This is a genomic window from Sulfurovum aggregans (assembly GCF_055385215.1).
Genome location: NZ_AP042387.1, coordinates 1,091,611 through 1,108,785, shown reverse-complemented (window position 1 = coordinate 1,108,785; position 17,175 = coordinate 1,091,611). Strand labels below are relative to the sequence as shown.

15 protein-coding genes and 3 tRNA genes are annotated in these 17,175 nt (G+C 37.8%); 13 read left to right on the top strand and 5 right to left on the bottom strand.

What is annotated here, in order from left to right:
• Positions 1–37 precede the first annotated feature (37 nt).
• Entirely contained in the window at positions 38–319 is a 282-nt protein-coding gene (locus ACZ48W_RS05490; RefSeq protein WP_464830362.1) for a peptidylprolyl isomerase, read from the top strand.
• 58 nt (positions 320–377) lie between these two features.
• Positions 378–453, top strand: a tRNA-Ala gene (locus ACZ48W_RS05485).
• 66 nt (positions 454–519) lie between these two features.
• On the opposite strand, the gene ACZ48W_RS05480 is transcribed toward ACZ48W_RS05485, so the two are convergent.
• Positions 520–2,235, bottom strand: coding sequence for an AMP-binding protein (locus ACZ48W_RS05480; protein ID WP_464830361.1), 1,716 nt, complete (start codon positions 2,233–2,235; stop codon positions 520–522).
• Positions 2,236–2,385: 150 nt separating this feature from the next.
• Here ACZ48W_RS05480 and ACZ48W_RS05475 point away from each other — a divergent pair, with 150 nt between their 5' ends.
• Complete coding sequence (locus tag ACZ48W_RS05475; protein WP_464827468.1) at positions 2,386–3,360, top strand: IS30 family transposase; 975 nt, start codon at positions 2,386–2,388, stop codon at positions 3,358–3,360.
• A gap of 78 nt (positions 3,361–3,438) precedes the next feature.
• Here ACZ48W_RS05475 and ACZ48W_RS05470 read toward each other — a convergent pair.
• A tRNA-Glu gene (locus tag ACZ48W_RS05470) sits at positions 3,439–3,513 on the bottom strand.
• Positions 3,514–3,558: 45 nt separating this feature from the next.
• Positions 3,559–3,633 (bottom strand) — tRNA-Glu (locus tag ACZ48W_RS05465).
• A gap of 88 nt (positions 3,634–3,721) precedes the next feature.
• On the opposite strand from ACZ48W_RS05465, the gene ACZ48W_RS05460 reads away from it, so the two are divergent.
• From ACZ48W_RS05460 to ACZ48W_RS05435, 6 genes are all read left to right on the top strand, one after another.
• Positions 3,722–4,210, top strand: coding sequence for a hypothetical protein (locus ACZ48W_RS05460; RefSeq protein ID WP_464830360.1), 489 nt, complete (start codon positions 3,722–3,724; stop codon positions 4,208–4,210).
• Positions 4,211–5,101, top strand: a complete 891-nt coding sequence (nfo, locus tag ACZ48W_RS05455) for a deoxyribonuclease IV (protein ID WP_464830359.1) — start codon at positions 4,211–4,213, stop codon at positions 5,099–5,101.
• 22 nt (positions 5,102–5,123) lie between these two features.
• Positions 5,124–6,323 (top strand): OmpP1/FadL family transporter, encoded by a 1,200-nt coding sequence (locus ACZ48W_RS05450; protein ID WP_464830357.1) that lies wholly within the window; start codon positions 5,124–5,126, stop codon positions 6,321–6,323.
• Between the two features lies 1 nt (position 6,324).
• Complete coding sequence (locus ACZ48W_RS05445; RefSeq protein ID WP_464830356.1) at positions 6,325–7,872, top strand: long-chain-fatty-acid--CoA ligase; 1,548 nt, start codon at positions 6,325–6,327, stop codon at positions 7,870–7,872.
• 128 nt (positions 7,873–8,000) lie between these two features.
• Positions 8,001–9,131, top strand: a complete 1,131-nt coding sequence (gene nagA, locus ACZ48W_RS05440) for an N-acetylglucosamine-6-phosphate deacetylase (protein WP_464830355.1) — start codon at positions 8,001–8,003, stop codon at positions 9,129–9,131.
• The gene (locus tag ACZ48W_RS05435; RefSeq protein ID WP_464830354.1) at positions 9,132–9,602 is read left to right on the top strand and encodes a PTS sugar transporter subunit IIA; all 471 of its coding nucleotides are present in this window, start codon (positions 9,132–9,134) and stop codon (positions 9,600–9,602) included.
• A gap of 265 nt (positions 9,603–9,867) precedes the next feature.
• Here the strand turns inward: ACZ48W_RS05435 and ACZ48W_RS05430 are convergent, their stop codons facing one another.
• Positions 9,868–11,253: a PTS transporter subunit EIIC gene (locus ACZ48W_RS05430; protein WP_464830353.1), complete on the bottom strand. Its 1,386-nt coding sequence runs from the start codon at positions 11,251–11,253 to the stop codon at positions 9,868–9,870.
• Positions 11,246–13,072, bottom strand: a complete 1,827-nt coding sequence (locus ACZ48W_RS05425) for an HPr family phosphocarrier protein (protein ID WP_464830352.1) — start codon at positions 13,070–13,072, stop codon at positions 11,246–11,248. The genes ACZ48W_RS05430 and ACZ48W_RS05425 overlap by 8 nt, the downstream gene beginning before the upstream one ends.
• A 74-nt stretch (positions 13,073–13,146) precedes the next feature.
• Between ACZ48W_RS05425 and ACZ48W_RS05420 the strand changes: the two genes are divergently transcribed.
• From ACZ48W_RS05420 to ACZ48W_RS05405, 4 genes are all read left to right on the top strand, one after another.
• The gene (locus ACZ48W_RS05420; protein ID WP_464830351.1) at positions 13,147–14,880 is read left to right on the top strand and encodes an ATP-binding protein; all 1,734 of its coding nucleotides are present in this window, start codon (positions 13,147–13,149) and stop codon (positions 14,878–14,880) included.
• Positions 14,881–15,126: 246 nt separating this feature from the next.
• Positions 15,127–15,609, top strand: a complete 483-nt coding sequence (locus ACZ48W_RS05415) for an REP-associated tyrosine transposase (RefSeq protein ID WP_464830349.1) — start codon at positions 15,127–15,129, stop codon at positions 15,607–15,609.
• Between the two features lie 200 nt (positions 15,610–15,809).
• Positions 15,810–15,977 carry a hypothetical protein gene (locus ACZ48W_RS05410; RefSeq protein WP_464830348.1) on the top strand — a complete coding sequence of 56 codons (168 nt, stop codon included), beginning with the start codon at positions 15,810–15,812 and terminating at the stop codon, positions 15,975–15,977.
• A gap of 149 nt (positions 15,978–16,126) precedes the next feature.
• Positions 16,127–17,119 carry a hypothetical protein gene (locus ACZ48W_RS05405; protein WP_464830347.1) on the top strand — a complete coding sequence of 331 codons (993 nt, stop codon included), beginning with the start codon at positions 16,127–16,129 and terminating at the stop codon, positions 17,117–17,119.
• Positions 17,120–17,175: the final 56 nt, after the last annotated feature.

Genomic DNA, 17,175 nt, shown 5'->3' with positions numbered 1-17,175 from the left:
CGAAACACAATGAGAAAAACATTTAAAGGAAAACATAATGGCAACAGCAAGTGCAAGACATATATTGGTAAATGATGAAGCGTTCTGTAAAGAACTTAAAGAGAAAATAAACTCGGGTGAGGTTTCGTTTGAAGAAGCAGCAAGAGATCACTCAACCTGTCCGTCAGGTGTAAGAGGCGGAGAGCTGGGAACATTCGGTCAGGGACAAATGGTACCTGAGTTCGATAAAGTGGTCTTCAATGATGAAGTAGGTGTAGTTCACGGTCCTGTAAAAACACAATTCGGTTATCATCTTCTTGAAATAACAGAACGTTCATAAATATCTGAGGTAGGTTTAACCTACCTTTTGGTAAAATCTTTTTCTATATTCTATATTTGGGGCATTAGCTCAGCTGGGAGAGCGCTTCGCTGGCAGCGAAGAGGTCATCGGTTCGATCCCGTTATGCTCCACCAATCTACAATTTGAAAATTCTTTATAATTATATACTATAACAGCTATCTTTTTTGAGAATCAACAGTCTATTCTGTATACAGATACCGTTTTATTTTTTTGGTCGGGGTTTTTATAAAATCCTCTTTTTGTTCGATCATTTTATGGATCTTTGAAAATGATGATACTTTTGAATTGGTTTCTGTCCGTATCTCTTCAAGCAGTTTTCTTACCTTTACATGTATTTCTGTTTCAGAGCTTTTACTTATACCAAATAGTTCATCGAGTTTGTCATAATCAAGATATATACGGGCGATCAGTATGTGATTGTCATTAAAGACCAGAGAATCCGATACCAGATCATGGGCATTCAGTACAGCTTCTATCTGTTCGGGATAGATGTTCTCTCCACTGGGACCGACAATGATGTTCTTGGCTCTGCCGCTCATAAAGAAGTAGCCGTCTTCATCCATATATCCTATATCTTCCGTATTGAACCAGCCGTCTTCATCCATTACCTGAGCTGTTTTTTCCGGATCTTTATAATAGCCCATCATAATATTCGGACCTTTTGCCCATAGTGTCCCAACACCATTTTTATCCTGGTCTCGCAGTTCCAGTTTGGTTCCTGGAATGACGGGGCCTATGGCTTTATATTTGGTATGTTCTGGATTTGTTCCGGCAAGAAACGGTGCCGTCTCAGTAAGGCCGTACCCTATACAGTAAGGGAATTTTGCTTCTCTGAGGAACTTTTCTACAGTTGGAGAGAGTGCTGCCCCGCCAATACCAAAAAATCGTATTTTCCCCCCAAATGTCTCTATAAGTTTTTTCCCGGCAATACGATTTAGCTTTTTTCTGATAAAAGGAACAGCATAGAGTAATTTTATGAAGAAATTCTTTTGAAAATTCGGAACAATTTTATTTTTGTATATTTTTTCTATGACAAGAGGTACGCTTAGCATAAAATCAGGTTTTACGGATGCTATGGCTTTGATCAGTATAGTTGGTGTAGGAGGCTTTTGTATATAGTGTATCGATGCACCATTAAAAAGAGGGATAAGCATACCGACTGTACATTCATAAGTATGTGCCAAAGGCAGAATAGACAAAAATTTGTCTTCAGGATAGATATCTACAACTTTTTGTGATGCCGTGACATCAAATGTCAGGTTTTTATGTGAGAGCATCACACCTTTTGAGCTTCCAGTTGTTCCTGAGGTATAGATGATTGCTGCCAAGTCCTCTTCGAGTATTTTTACTTTCTCCCTGCTTTTGCTTTGATCTTTTTTGAATCTATCTACTGTTTCAGATAATTTTTGACTGCTTTTCTGGAGCATATTTGCAGTTTTGACCTTTTTTGAAAGCTTCTCCAGAACTACTATTGTATCCGTTATCACAAGCAGATTCATTATTGGTGGTTGTGTTTCATCCAGGATCGTTTCAAAAAGTTTTTGGGAAATAAATGCGGCTTTGCATTCTGCATGAATAGCAATATGAATCGCTTCAGAGGTATGAAAGTCCGGTAGAATCGGGACGATCACTGCCCCCATCGTAGTAACAGCCAGATAGACAGCGGACCAGTTCGGCATATTTTCACTATAGAGTGCTACTTTATCACCCTTTTGAATGCCATGTTCTTTAAGGATATCCTGTATATGTTCTACTGTATTTGATAATGCCTTATAGCTCATTCCTGATCCATTTACGAATTGTACTGCAGGCCTGTTTGGATAGTTTGAAATACTATGGTCATAGAGTGCTTTAAGTGTAAGTTCCGGTAATTCTATAAAGGGTTTGCTCATCATTCTTCCCGATTTGAAATCAATAATAGAAATATTATATCAAATAATTCGCCAATTCAAGGGATAAGTGCAATTTCTGAGAGATAGTTTTGAAAGAGAGGGTTAATCGATCATAGGTTATCCTTTTTTCACCACAAAAACAGGAAATGCACTATGAAGTATAAACAATTAACCCTCACGGAAAGATACCATATTTCTCTTTTTTTAGAAAGAGGTTATACCCAAAAAGAGATAGCAGAAGAGTTAGGTGTTCATCCCTCAACAATCAGTAGAGAAATCAAAAGAAATTGGGATACACATGCAGATAAATATCAATACACCACTGCTCACTTCAATACGGAATATCGACATAGATCCAAACCAAAATATACTGTTATCACTCCTCAGCTAGAGAGCTACATTAGAGAGAAGCTCAAAGCTGGATGGTCCCCGGAGCAGATTGCAGGCAGAATGAAACGTGATAATATCGGAAGTATCTCACATGAGACGATCTATCAGTTCATTTATCGAAACAAAGCCAGTAAAGGCAGACTCTATAAGTATCTCAGACACAAGAACAAGAAGTACCATAAACGATGTAATGACTATCAACGCAGAGGAACGATCATTGACAGAAAGATGATCAATACACGCCCTAAGATTGTAGAGAAGAAAAAACGTATAGGGGATTTAGAGATCGATACAGTTATTGGTAAGGATCATATTGGAGCATTGGTAACAGCTGTAGATAGAAAGTCCAAATTTACTCTGATCAAAAAAGTACCTTCCAAACATGCAGAGATTGTCACTACTGCACTGATTGAAATGCTCGAACCTATCAAACAGGTGATCAAGACTATTACTAGTGACAACGGAAAGGAATTCGCTTATCACAAGCAGGTCTCACAGATACTGGATACAGACTTCTACTTCGCTAATCCGTATCACTCCTGGGAGAGAGGATTGAACGAACATACCAATGGATTGATCAGACAATATCTGCCGAAGAAGACAGACTTCACACAAATATCTAAGGAAGATGTGATTATCATACAAGAGAAGCTAAACCATCGACCAAGAAAAGTACTGAACTACAGAACGCCCTATGAAGTATTTTTTGAAGAGTTTACTAAGGAATTAGCTGCGTAAATTAGAGGTGAATTGCACTTATGATTTGAATGGGCGATTAGAAAAGTTTATAAGTATATAAGAGAGATAAAATAAGGTTGGTGACCCCTAGGAGACTCGAACTCCTGTAACATGGATGAAAACCATGGATCCTAACCGCTAGACGAAGGGGCCAACCGAAATTACCTAAAGACAGGTAAAAGATAAAACAAGTTAAAATGGTGACCCCTAGGAGACTCGAACTCCTGTAACATGGATGAAAACCATGGATCCTAACCGCTAGACGAAGGGGCCATTTACAACTTGTGGACGGCATTATATAAGTAGCTAGCTTAAAAAACTCTTAAATGGTATCTGATTGAGTAAAAATAAGGAGATTTTTTTGAAAATTAAACGTATGATACTGGTATTTGCAGGATTGTTCTTTCTAAATGCCTGCAGTGAAAAACAATATATTGAGCAGAACAGTGCTTTGATCGTTTTTAAAACACCTACTTTCCAATATGCGGATATGGGATTTGTATATGAGAACAGTGATGAAGTAAAAGTAGAGATCTATGGAAGCGGACAGGCCTTGATGACGTTGATAATTTCACAAGAGAAAATCTGTATGAGTTTTTTAGCATGTATGGGTAAAGAAGAATTCAATAAAAAAGTATTAAGTCCTATGTACTCACATGATATTCTTGAAGAAATTTTCAGAGGCAATCCTATCTTTAAGGGTAAAGGATTGGAAAAAAATCGTAACGGCTTTACACAAAAAATAATAAATTCAGATAAATATAGCATAGATTACAGTGTTTTAAATAAGCAAATTATATTCCGTGATACAATCAACGATATATTAATCAAAGTGAAGAGGATAGAGTAAATGAAGTTTGTCGGTGCACATGTAAGTGCAAGCGGAGGGGTTGATAATGCACCATTGAATGCTATGGCCATAGGAGCCAAAGCTTTTGCACTTTTTACTAAGAACCAGAGACAATGGACGGCTAAGCCTTTAGAAAGTAAGACCATTGATGCTTTCCGTAAAAATCTTGAAATTGCAGGGATCCTTCCTGAACATGTCCTGCCTCATGACTCTTATCTTATTAACCTTGGACATCCTGAAGCAGAAAAACTGGAGAAATCCAGAGATGCTTTTATAGATGAGCTTGAACGATGTCATTTACTGGGATTGGACAAGCTGAATTTCCATCCAGGATCGCACTTGGTGAAGATCCCTAAAAAAGATCCGGAGTATGATGAGAAATTGATGGAGGCAGAGTTGCATTGTTTGGATGTGATTGCAGAGTCTATGAATAGAGCTATAGATGCTACAAAAGATTCAAATGTAAAACTTGTCATAGAAAATACAGCAGGCCAAGGCTCCAATCTTGGATACAAGTTTGAACATCTTGGGTATATCATTGATAAAATAGAAGATAAAAGCAGAGTAGGTGTCTGTCTGGATACCTGTCATACATTTACAGCAGGGTACGACCTGCGTACACGGGAAGCCTATGATGAAACGATGGATATATTTGAACGTATTGTAGGTTCAAAGTATTTGATGGGGATGCATCTTAATGACTCTAAACCAAAACTGGGTTCCCGCGTAGACAGACATGCATCGTTAGGTCAGGGAGAGATAGGCTGGGATGCCTTTAGATTTATTATGAATGACTCACGTATGGATGACATACCTCTTGTCTTGGAAACAATTGATGAGTCGATTTGGGCGGAGGAGATTAGGGCATTATATGCTTTGATTGAACAGTAAAATTAAAACAGAAGGAAGTAAAATGAGTAAAATAATCAAAAGTTGTGTACTTAGTGTAATAACAAGTTCTGTGGTGATGGCAGGGGGATACAAAATCCCGGAACAATCATTAAATTCTATGGCGCTGGGCGCAGCATATGTGGCACATACCACAGGGGCAGATACCGCGTATTACAATCCTGCGAATATGGCATTTATGGATGCGGATAAAAGTTATGTAGAGGGCGGTATAACACTGGCACACTTACCTTCTAATGTATATACATTGATACCCCCATATTCGGGAGAGTCAAACACAGAAGATATATTGATACCAAATATGCATTATGTTTCTAAACCTATAGGTGATTTCAGATGGGGTGTGAGTCTTACTGCACCGGGTGGCCTGACAAAAAAATGGGATACACTGTACCAAAAAGCATTTGCTGAAGAATTTACGCTTAAAGTTGTGGAGCTTAATCCAAGTATCTCATACAAAGTAGCAGATAATTTTAGTATTGGTGGAGGGCTGAGATTTATCTATAGTGAGGGTGTTATTAAAAATGATGCACTTGCTCTTGGTGCAACAAAGGTAGATATGGAAGGAGATACTTTTGAATTCGGTTACAATCTAGCTATGACATATAAACCAACTTCAGATATTAATCTTGCCGTGACATATCGTTCCAATATCGATCTTGATGAAGAAGGTACAGCAACACTTTCTGACAGTGATGGCATCTTATATGATGGTGATGCAAGTGTATCTGTACCGCTTCCTGCAGCTTTAAATGTTGCAGTGAGTAAAACATGGAATAATACATTCACATTGGAATTTAATTATGAAAGAACCTACTGGTCTGCATATGAAACATTGAAATTTGAAGGGGTTCCTTTACCTGAAACAGATAAAAAATGGAAAGATACGAATACGTTTAGAGTAGGTGCAACCATGAAAATGGATAAAATCACTATGATGATGGGATTTGCGATCGATGAAACACCGGTACCGGAAGAGACACTTGGATTTGAACTTCCTGACAGTGATGCCACGATCTTCTCTATGGGATTCCGTTATCAACAGACAGAGAACCTTTCATGGGGAGCTGCTTTCCTGTATGACAGCAAAGAGAGTCGATCTATAACGCCGGGGGTCAATCCTAATCCTGTTCTTGTAAATGGGGGGAGTTTCCACGAAGGTGGAGCTTTCCTGACAACTCTAGGAGTCTCTTACGAGTATTAATATGGATTATAAGTTTAACAACTTTTATGAACTCATCACTTTTCAAGCTAAGAAGCGTAAATCAAAAGTTGCACTTTTAGTCGGTGATGAGAAGATTACCTATGGTCAAGTTTTAGAGAAGGTAGATAAATTAGCTGGATTTTTAGCTGAAAAAGGTGTAAAAGAGGGTGATAAAATCGCATTTTTTTTACGAAATTCACCAGAGTTTATCTATCCGGTTTTTGCTGCTTCCAAACTGGGAGCCATTATAGTTCCTGTGAACACTTTTTTAAAAGAAGAAGAGCTCAGTTATATTCTGGAAGACAGTGGCAGTTCTGTATTGGTAGCATCTGCTATACATGACAAAGTAGTGAACAGCAGTAAAGCAAGTAGAATTTGTCAGTTCATTTTGTGGGAAGGTGATGTGTTAGTCGAAGGTGAGCAACATCACTACTTTGAAGAGGCGTTCAAATCGGATATAACTGCAGAACATATACAAAGAGGACTTGAAGAGACAGCAGTCATTATCTATACTTCAGGGACTACAGGTAAACCTAAAGGGGCCATGTTAAGCAATAAAAATATACTTTCAAATGCAGATTCCGGAAGAAGAACTATTAACGTAAAAGCGAAAGACAGAGCTATCGTATTTTTACCTATGTTCCACTCTTTTACCTTTTCTATAGGTGTAATATTGCCGCTTTATGCCGGGGGGAGTATTGTCATTATAAAATCACTCAAACCTTTCTCAAATATTTTTAAACAAGTGTTGACAAAACGTGTCACACTTTTCTTTGGGATCCCGGATGTATATAATGCTTTAGCTAAAGCAAAATTGCCATGGTACTTTATGTGGTTCAACAAAATTCGTGCTTTTATTTCAGGTGCTGCTGCTTTACAGCCGAAAACATTGGATGCGATGGCAAAGAAATTTAAAAGAGCAACACTTTTAGAAGGATATGGATTGAGTGAAGCTTCCCCTGCTGTATGTATGAATACCTTCAAAAAACAGAAAGCAGGTTCTGTGGGAACAGCATTGTATGGTTACGAGATGAAGATCGTGGATGAAGATATGAATGAACTTCCTCTTGGAGCCATAGGTGATATTATAGTTAAAGGTGATAATGTAATGCAAGGGTATCTCGGTCGCCCGGAAGCAACAGATGAAACGATTGTTAATGGCTGGTTGCTTACCGGTGATATGGGATATATGGATGATGAAGGATTTTTATTCATCGTAGATCGGAAAAAAGATCTTATTATTTCCAAAGGGATCAATATCTATCCCAGGGAAATTGAAGAGGCGATCGATATCTTTGAGGGTATCAAAGCTTCAGCCGTGATCGGAATCGTCGATGATAAGAGTGGAGAGGTCCCTATAGCCTATCTTGAACTGGAGGAAGATAGAGAGAGTATTGATGAACATGCACTTAAAAAATATCTACGTGAACATCTTGCCAACTATAAAGTACCAAAGTATATCCATTTTATCGACGAGCTTCCAAAGAATGCTACAGGCAAAGTACTCAAACGTGTATTAAAAGAAAAACTGAAAGAGGAAAAAGTTTAAAAAAACGATCATTATTTATAGACAGGCTGTTTTTGGTTTTAATCCTGAAATGGTACCATGGATAAAAGGAAGGAATATTTTCGTGATACAGAAGAAGAGAAGTCATATAAGTACGGATTGGAAGTAAGATGATGAAAGCTATAACGAATGCGAAGATCCTTTATGAAGATAAGATCGTAGAGGGCAGAACTATTCTGTTTGACAAAAAAATCGTTCATATAACCGATAAGATACAACAGGAGAATATAGAGATCATTGACGCACACGGTGCTTATGTCAGTGCAGGATTCATTGATCTGCATATCCATGGATCCGGAGGAGCAGATGTCATGGACGCAACACCGGAAGCATTAGAGAATATCTCTTCTGCGCTGCTTCAAACAGGGACCACCTCTTTTCTGGCAACGACTATGACCATGTCACAAGAGCGTATTGACAAGGCCTTACAGAATATTCAACTTCACAGTCAAGATGTAACCGGTGCAGAGATTCTGGGTGTACATCTTGAAGGCCCCTTTATTAATACTTCTAAACATGGTGCTCAGGATAAAGCGTATATACAAACACCTGATATAGCATTGATAAAAGAGTATATGAATGAAGTGAAAATGATCACACTCGCTCCTGAAATTAAAGGAGCAGAATCTTTTGTAAAGTATTTATCAGCCCAATACCCTCATATTATTTTAAGTATCGGACACAGTGATGCAAGTTATGAAAAAAGTAAAGAGAGTTTTTCTTGGGGGATTTCCCACGCGACCCATCTTTTTAATGCGATGAACCCTTGTCATCATCGAAATCCGGGGATCGTGGGAGCCGTCTTTGATGCAGATGTGACTTGTGATATCATTGCTGATCTTGTGCATACGCATCCCTCTATACTGAAACTTGTTTATCAAATAAAGAGAGAAAAACTGATACTCATTACAGATGCAATGCGTGCAGGATGTATGAAGTCTGGTACGTATGATCTGGGTGGACGTAGCGTATTGGTAGAAGGAGACAAGGCAACTCTTGAAGATGGCACACTTGCAGGATCTGTACTAAAATTGAATGAAGCACTTAAAAATATGACGATGGCTACTTCTATGACGCAGGTTGAAGCTGTTAATGCGGTGACAAAAATACCTGCACAAAAACTGGGGTTGAAAAAGGGTGAACTTAAAATTGGCTATGATGCGGATATAGTGATTTTTGATGAAAATTTCAGTATTATATCAACCATTGTTGCAGGTGAAGTAAAGTATAAAAGGGATTGAATGTTCGGATTTTTAAAACGTAAAGCAAGAGAAGTAAAAGCACCGGCAGATGGTGAGATCGTAGCACTTGAAAGTGTGAATGATGAAGTCTTCTCACAAAAACTTGTAGGGGATGGAGTGGCTATTGTTCCTGTATCTAATGTATTTACAGCGCCTATAGATGGAACTATCACAAAAATATTTTCTACAAACCACGCGTATAGTGTCAAAAGTCCGAAAGATATGGAAGTGATGGTGCATATAGGTCTGGATACAGTAGATTTAAATGGAGAAGGTTTTGAACGATTGGCAAATGAGGGTGATGAGGTGAAAGCAGGAGATGTGATCATCCGTGTAGATCTAGACTATATCCGTGAACATGCCAAAGACATTATCACCCCTATTATCATCTCTGATGAAAGTGATGTGAAAAGTATAGAAAAAAAACTAAAGATCGTTAAAAGCGGTGATATTATTATGGAGGTGAACTGATGCCACAGAGTGACAATATATATTATTATGTTATTTACGCAGTAATTTTGGTAGCATTCTTTTTTGTTTTAAAGTCACCAAAAAAGAAGTAATTTAACTTTTGCATATACATTATCTTCATGCGTAACACAGGGATTCTTAAGCCTGAGACAATGTAAAAAATTACATATCAAACTGGCTATAAAACTTTGTGGAATCCACAAAGTTTGAGAATGACGATGGAACCGCTTGTGTAAGAGTTAAGTTGTTCCGAGGGCTGATTACTTTAATGCTTCTTTAATGCCTCTTTGATTCCTTCTGCTATCTTCTCTGCTTTTGTACCGAGTATGATCTGGATCGATCTTTTATCGGGACGGATGACACCTTTTGCTCCGAGTACCATAAAATCTTCATCTTTGAGTGATGCACTGTCCTTTACACTCATACGAAGTCTTGTAATACAGGCATCAGTATCGAGGATATTTTCCTCTCCTCCTAGTGCTTCTATGAATACCAGTGCTTCATCGGAAGTAGAACCGGATGAAGTATCCTCCTGTAGCTCTGTTTCCAGTATCTTAAGTTTGAAGAGTTTGATGGTATAGTAACTGAGTACAAAATAGAGTAGGGCAAAAAACACACCAAGAGGAAGTATACGTAATGGATGCGTAGCAAGTTTATAGTTGATCACATAGTCAATAAAGCCTGCCGAAAAGCCAAAACCGGCATGAATATCCAGCATTTGGGCTAAAGAAAGAGCCAAGCCTGTAAGAATAGCATGGAGTACAAAAAGCAATGGAGCGACAAAAAGAAAGAGAAACTCCAAAGGTTCGGTGATCCCTGTTAAAAATGAAGTGAATGCAACACCTACTAAAACAGCACCTGCTTTTTTACGGTAGTTTTTGGGTGTATTGAGATAAATGGCATATGCCATAGCAGGAAGCCCGAACATCATGACTACATAAAAACCGGACATATAGACTCCGGCTGTTTTGTCCCCCGCAAAGAAGCGATGCAGGTCCCCATTGGCAACCACTTCTACTCCGTCTTTAAGGTGAGTATATTCACCCAACTGGAACCAAAAGACAGAGTTGAGGATATGATGAAGTCCAAGAGGGATGAGAAGACGGTTGAGTGTACCATAGATGAAAGTACCTATTTCGTTTAATCCTATGATCATATTGGAAAAGGCATCTATAGTACCCTGGGCATAGTGCCAGAAGTAGCCAGCCAAGACCCCTACAACAATGGCAGAGAGCGCTGTAATAATGGGCACAAATCGTTTGCCTCCAAAGAAGCCCAGGAATTCAGGAAGTTTAATGTCATGAAAACGGTTGTAAAGTGTGCCTGCAAGTACCCCGATGATGATTCCCACAAAGACACCCATATTGACATCTTTGTCAATACTGATGTAAACAGCTTTTGCTATGAGTACGCCGATGGCTCCGGAGAGTGCAGCAGCACCATCATTGTTCTTGGCAAGTCCATAAGCGATACCTACACCAAAAAGCAGGTCAAGGTTGGAAAAGATGGCATCTCCGGCACTTTTCATGATAAGGGCTATCTGCCCATCAAAAATATCTCCAAATCCCAGGCGCAGCAGTAAGGCAGCAACAGGAAGTACTGCGATCGGGGTCATAAGTGCCTTACCTATACGTTGTAACAGATTAAACATGTCTGATCTCCTCCTTGGTTTGCGCAATGCTTTTAGGGGAGACACTTAAGGTCTCTATGCCCAGGTTTATTAAGGTTGCTATAGCCTTTTTGTTTGCCGCCAGCTCCCCGCAGATACTCACAGGTTTTGTTGCTTTTTTAACAATAGTGTCAATGACATTGAAAAGTACGGGTGATGCTTCATCCACCTTCAGTGTAGGATGGGTTCTTTCAATGGCAAAAAGATATTGTCCAAGATCATTGGTACCGATAGAGTAAAAATCCACTACTTCATTGAATGACTCTATTAAAAAAAGTACAGAAGGTACTTCTATCATAATACCAAAGAGGATCTGTGAAATATCCAGCTGATGTTTTTTTGCGAGCTCTTTTGCAAAAGTCTTTGCTTCATGGAACTCTTCTACACTGCTTACCATGGGGAACATGATCTTGATCGTTTTGTTCCCGGCAGCTGCGAAAATGGCATGGAGCTGTTCTGCCATGATCTCAGGGTGGCTTTGAAAAAGGCGTATGCCGCGTATGCCGAGGAAGGGGTTGTTCTCTTTGGGAAGTTTCAGGTAGGGGAGCGCTTTATCCCCACCTACATCCAGTGTACGTACGGTAATGTCGTCAAAATGGGAAAATATCTCTTCATAGGTTCTGGTTTGTCTCTCAAAAGAGGGTTTCTCCTCTTTAAATAAGAATTCTGTACGCAGAAGTCCTATACCCTGTGCACCTTCCTCTTTGGATATTTTGACAGAGTCGATATCGGTAACATTTGCCATGACCTTTATATCTCTGCCTTTTTGTGTTACTGCAGGTTTAAAGCGTTTTTCTGAGGCTAAAGCTTTCTGTTCAGTATCTTCTACCAACCGCTTTCGTGCTTTTCCCATATCTGCCCGGGTAGGATCAGTAACAACTACACTGCTGTGTGCATCCAGAATGACAGACCTTTCTGCATCAAACAGAGAAGTATCTGCAATGAGTGAAGGTATACCGGCTCCACGAAGGAGAATGGCAGTATGGGAATTGATGGAAGTCTCTTTGAGGATCACCCCTGCAACATCTGTCTGTGACAACTGTTCTATTTGACTTGGGAGCAGGTCGTTGGCCAACAATATGAAAGGGTTATCCGGAAAGTGTGCTTCCACCTCCAACCCCAAGTGTTTTTTCACACGTTGCAGAATATCTTTATAGTCACTGATCTTTGCTTCCAGTTTTCCTCCTGCAAGTTCTGAGGAGGCATCTTCTATAAGTACTTCTAACTCGTGAAGAGTAGAGGCCTTTGCTTTCAGTGATGCTAAGAGTTCCTTTTGGGCAAGGTAAATGTTTGCATCACTGTTTTGTGCCTGTGTAGTATAAAGTATTTCAAGCTCATCTATACTTTGATGTACTGCTTCTTCAAAAGTAAGCTCACTCTTTTTTTGCACTCTTGTCTCTTTGTAGTGATAGACAGGAGCGATGGCAATACCACTAGAGATAATATCCCCTTCTATGAACGCACCCTTATAATGGCTTTGCTCTTTTTGTATCGCTTTTATCTCTTTATCTTCTTGCATGAGTGAAGTAAAAGTGTGTCTTAAAACTTTTAGTGCTTCCTTGGCTTGTTTGCCTTGACATGTGAGTTTAAACCTGCTCCCTTTTTCTAATGAGAGAGCCAGTAGAGTGTTAACACCTTTTGCATCTACTGTAGTGCCTTCAAAAGAAGCTGTGATTTTACAAGGGTACTTTTTAGCTACAGAGACAAATTGTGCAACAGGCCTTAGATGAAATCCGTTATTGGAGGTGACAGTAAGTGTTGTACCATGTGTTTTATAAAATAGATTTTTTAGAAATGCCATAGCCATCTTTTATATTTTGATAACTCAAAGTATATCAAAGATTTGCTATACTCAAATAAAAATTAGGAAAATGATTGAAACACCTTATTGATTTTATTGAAGCAAAAGATGTGAGTAAGACATCGATCTATAAACACCTTAAATGTACGAAAGGTGAAGCACAACTTGTGCAGTATGTATGTCAGCGTTATGTGAAAGGGCTTGAAGAGGTGCCTGTGCTGGAAATGCTGCAGGATAACTTTCCGGAAGAGGGATATGTGTACCTTAAAAAACTGGAACTGGTTAAAAATCTGCTTGATCTGGGCTGGATCATCCAGATGAGTTTTGGACAGGTCAAGGCACATGAAACATCTCAACTTGAACTTCTTAATACCTCTGTGACACCAAGTATCTCTCTTTTACGTCTGCTTGAAGAAGGGTCTTTGGAAATATTTCTTCCTGAAGTCAAACCTTATACGGATCACCTGGAGTACTTGCAGGACCAGTTTGACATGGTGGCGCTTTTGCATAAGATAGCCACGTTTAAACAAGGTTTTGCAGACAACTCTTTAAGCATTGGACGACTCAAAAACAAGTTGACTCTTTTGACAACACGTATAGAAGAGCGTGTTAAAATGACGGAGACCCCTATTGTGGTTGAAGAGTTCTTTAAAGAAAAAGAGCTTGACGAGAAAGAAAAACGTATCTTCCTTGCATTGCTTAAAGAGGAGTATAGTGGAGGAGAAGGTCAGTTTAGAGATATGAATACCCTTATAGAACTCATCTCTTTTGATGAGTATGAAAAGATAAAAAACAGAGCCCTGCTTGAAGATGGTGCAAAGCTTATTACCGAAGACATTATAGATTACGAAGAGATACTTAATATGTTTGGAGGAGTCAGCCGTTCGTTCTACCTGCAAGAAGAAGTGATGCAGCGCATTATTCATCCTAAGAAAAAGAAGAAAGTGACTAAGCTTAAGTTAGATGCACTTGTACAGGAACAGGAGCTTTTTGAGTATCTGAAACCTACAACAACACTTGATGATGTAGTACTTCATCCAAAAACCAGAGAGACACTGAACAATGTTGTCAAACAGGTTGACAAAGAGGTCTTTAAAAAACTCAGAGAGTGGGGGATCAAAGATAAGCGTAAAGGTATTGATGCACGTATTATTTTCTATGGTGCAGCAGGGACAGGTAAAACGATGACAGCAATGAGCCTGGCAAAGACACTCAAAAAGCCTATCCTCTCTTTTGACTGCTCCAAGATCCTATCTATGTATGTGGGAGAGAGTGAGAAGAATGTAAGAAAGATATTTGATGATTTTCAGGAGTTGAGTATAAAGGCAAAAGTAGAGCCTATTTTACTGCTTAACGAAGCGGACCAGTTCTTGAGTTCCAGATCTGAAGGTACAGGGTCTTCTGCTGACAAGATGCATAACCAGATGCAAAATATCTTTTTGGAGCAGATAGAAAAATTCGAAGGTATACTCATCGCTACGACGAATCTGCTCGGCAATATAGACAAAGCATTCTCCAGACGCTTTAACTACAAGATAGAGTTCAAGAAACCGGGTAAAAAACAACGCCTGAGACTCTGGCAGTTCATGCTCCCTGAAAATGCAGACTATGAAGAGGGCTTCGATATGGCAGAGCTGGCCAAATATGAACTCACAGGCGGTCAGATCAATCTTATCATCAAAAACACAGCCTATAAAGTGGCTGTAAGAGATGAAAGTGTCTTTACAAATCAGGATTTTCTTGAAGAGATAGAAAAAGAGCTGGGTTCCAGTTTTGAAGGTTCCAAGAGTATGGGGTTCAAGGTTTAGGGTCGGTGAACCGACCCTACAAGTTATTTGAGTATCTAGGGTTATTCAGAGGGTTCAATTATTAATCCGTAGGGTCGATTTATCGACCACAAACAAATACAAATTATAAAATAAATTTAATATTTAAAATTCATTCAATTCCCGTAGGGTCGGTTCACCGACCACAATATACATTCAAAATAAATCAAAAATATGACAATTTGACATTTTTTTAACATAAAATATAGTTTCATACTATAATGAAATATGGCAAATTATAAAAGAGTATTTGAAGATGGATACAGCTACTATTTAACCATTGTAACTCATCATCGAAACCCTATTCTTATTGAAAATATTATACTGCTAAGAGAGAGTTTTCGTGTAAGTAAAATACAATACAACTATAGAATTAATGAAATTGTAGTGCTTCCGGATCATTTACATATGATCATCACACCAACTTATGCAAGTGATTATCCTCATATTGTCAGAACGATCAAACAGTATTTCTCAAAATATTGTGATCCAAAATATTATGCACATTCGGAACAATCAAAAAGTAGAACCAAAGAAGGTTATAAACCTGTATGGCAGAAGAAGTATTATGAACATACAATTAGAGATGAAAAAGATTTTCAAGAAAAGGTTGTGTATATGTATAATAATCCAGTGAAACATGGATGGGTAAATAAATCAGCCGATTGGCAATATTCATCATTTAAACGTATACATAAGAGTGGTCGATAAATCGACCCTACGTGAATTGTATTAATTTTTTTCGTAGGGTCGGTTCACCGACCATAAACAATCAAAAAACAACGTAGTGTCCGATTCACCGACCGAAAACAAAGTAAAGAGAATATTTAAAATACATTCAACACGTAGGGTCGCTTCACCGACCACATATGCTATAATATTTCAAACTAAATTATATTAGGTGCAACACCATGACCCTTTTTCAAAACTCTGTATTCCGAAATTACTTGAAAAACACCAAAGACAACTTCGACCTAGAAAAACTCAGCAAAAAACTAGAAGCCTTTTATGAACATGACTTCAAAACCTTTCTAGCTGAACTCAAAAAGAAAAAGGTCAAGCTAAGCCTCAAAGAATAAGACGAATGGGAAGAGTATTTTGAGAGTTACCAAAAAGAGCTCTTAGAGTTACAAGCTCAAATAGATGCTACTGATAAAGAGATAGATATGACGGTGTATGAACTGTATGGATTGGGTGAAGAGGAGATTGCTGTGGTGGAGGGAAGATGATGGCTAAGGTTAATTTTAAAACTCTTACTCATTTAAAAATTAGTGAAATTGATTTACAAGATAGAACAATTCCCTTGTTTCCAGTATATAGAAATAATCAATGGGAAAAGTATGTTCGTGCAAATAATAATTTTATTAGAATGAAAATAGTTGATCTTATAGATGGTTTGTATTTTGCGAAACAACCTATATTAGAATATGATTTAAAATTGATTTTCTTCAATGTTATGTTAAAAAAAGTTAATTTTAAAGAGAAATCAAAATTTATTTCCTATATTTTAGATGACATTCAAAATTTATCAGCAAGTATAGAAAAAATTAATTTATTTCATACAATGCGGGATAAAATTGATTCTGTTATTCTATCAAAATATGTAGCAACAGAATTGGAGTATATTTTTAAAGTATCAAGAAGCCTTTATGATTTACTCCAAGAGTTAATAAATGTCATATGGAATAGATTTGAATATATTGACAAAAAACAAATAAAAAAGAATTTTTCAAAAAATTGTAAAACCAGTTTTAATAGTGTTATTAAATTGAATAATAAATTATTAACAATTAATGAGTTGATGACTAGACATAAAATTCCTAGTGAATTAGCAAAATTTTATTTTAATCAAGGAGAGTTTTTTTCTTGGTTAAGGTCATATCGAGACAAAATTTCACATAGTGGACAAAGTTTTGATATATTTGTTGGAGATGAAGGGTTTTCGTTGTCAATAGAAAATAATCATTTTAGTGAATTACATTTTTGGGATGATAAAAATGTTTTAAAGAATAATCTTGGTTCGGTTAAATCTTTAGTTGCCTATATTGTATTAAATACAATTATGGGATTAGAAGAGTTTTCTAAAACTATAGAACTAATAATGAAACTACCTGATGATATTGCTCCTGAGTATAATATATATTTAAGAAGTGGATTCAATAAAACTTTAAAAGAATTACATACCTATGCCGAAGATAATGCGTGGGAAATAAAAACATGACAATTTGACATATTTTTACATTTATAGAGAATAGTGTGTCATACTTTCTAAAATAT

What these genes read in the sequence shown, in the direction of transcription:
- ACZ48W_RS05415 (WP_464830349.1), top strand. Translation starts at nt 15,127, where the DNA reads ATGGCAAATTATAAAAGAGTATTTGAAGATGGATACAGCTACTATTTA.
- ACZ48W_RS05490 (WP_464830362.1), top strand. Translation starts at nt 38, where the DNA reads ATGGCAACAGCAAGTGCAAGACATATATTGGTAAATGATGAAGCGTTC.
- ACZ48W_RS05450 (WP_464830357.1), top strand. Translation starts at nt 5,124, where the DNA reads ATGAGTAAAATAATCAAAAGTTGTGTACTTAGTGTAATAACAAGTTCT.
- ACZ48W_RS05435 (WP_464830354.1), top strand. Translation starts at nt 9,132, where the DNA reads ATGTTCGGATTTTTAAAACGTAAAGCAAGAGAAGTAAAAGCACCGGCA.
- ACZ48W_RS05475 (WP_464827468.1), top strand. Translation starts at nt 2,386, where the DNA reads ATGAAGTATAAACAATTAACCCTCACGGAAAGATACCATATTTCTCTT.
- nfo (WP_464830359.1), top strand. Translation starts at nt 4,211, where the DNA reads ATGAAGTTTGTCGGTGCACATGTAAGTGCAAGCGGAGGGGTTGATAAT.
- ACZ48W_RS05410 (WP_464830348.1), top strand. Translation starts at nt 15,810, where the DNA reads ATGACCCTTTTTCAAAACTCTGTATTCCGAAATTACTTGAAAAACACC.
- ACZ48W_RS05405 (WP_464830347.1), top strand. Translation starts at nt 16,127, where the DNA reads ATGGCTAAGGTTAATTTTAAAACTCTTACTCATTTAAAAATTAGTGAA.
- ACZ48W_RS05430 (WP_464830353.1), bottom strand. Translation starts at nt 11,253, where the DNA reads ATGTTTAATCTGTTACAACGTATAGGTAAGGCACTTATGACCCCGATC.
- ACZ48W_RS05425 (WP_464830352.1), bottom strand. Translation starts at nt 13,072, where the DNA reads ATGGCATTTCTAAAAAATCTATTTTATAAAACACATGGTACAACACTT.
- ACZ48W_RS05480 (WP_464830361.1), bottom strand. Translation starts at nt 2,235, where the DNA reads ATGATGAGCAAACCCTTTATAGAATTACCGGAACTTACACTTAAAGCA.
- nagA (WP_464830355.1), top strand. Translation starts at nt 8,001, where the DNA reads ATGATGAAAGCTATAACGAATGCGAAGATCCTTTATGAAGATAAGATC.
- ACZ48W_RS05445 (WP_464830356.1), top strand. Translation starts at nt 6,325, where the DNA reads ATGGATTATAAGTTTAACAACTTTTATGAACTCATCACTTTTCAAGCT.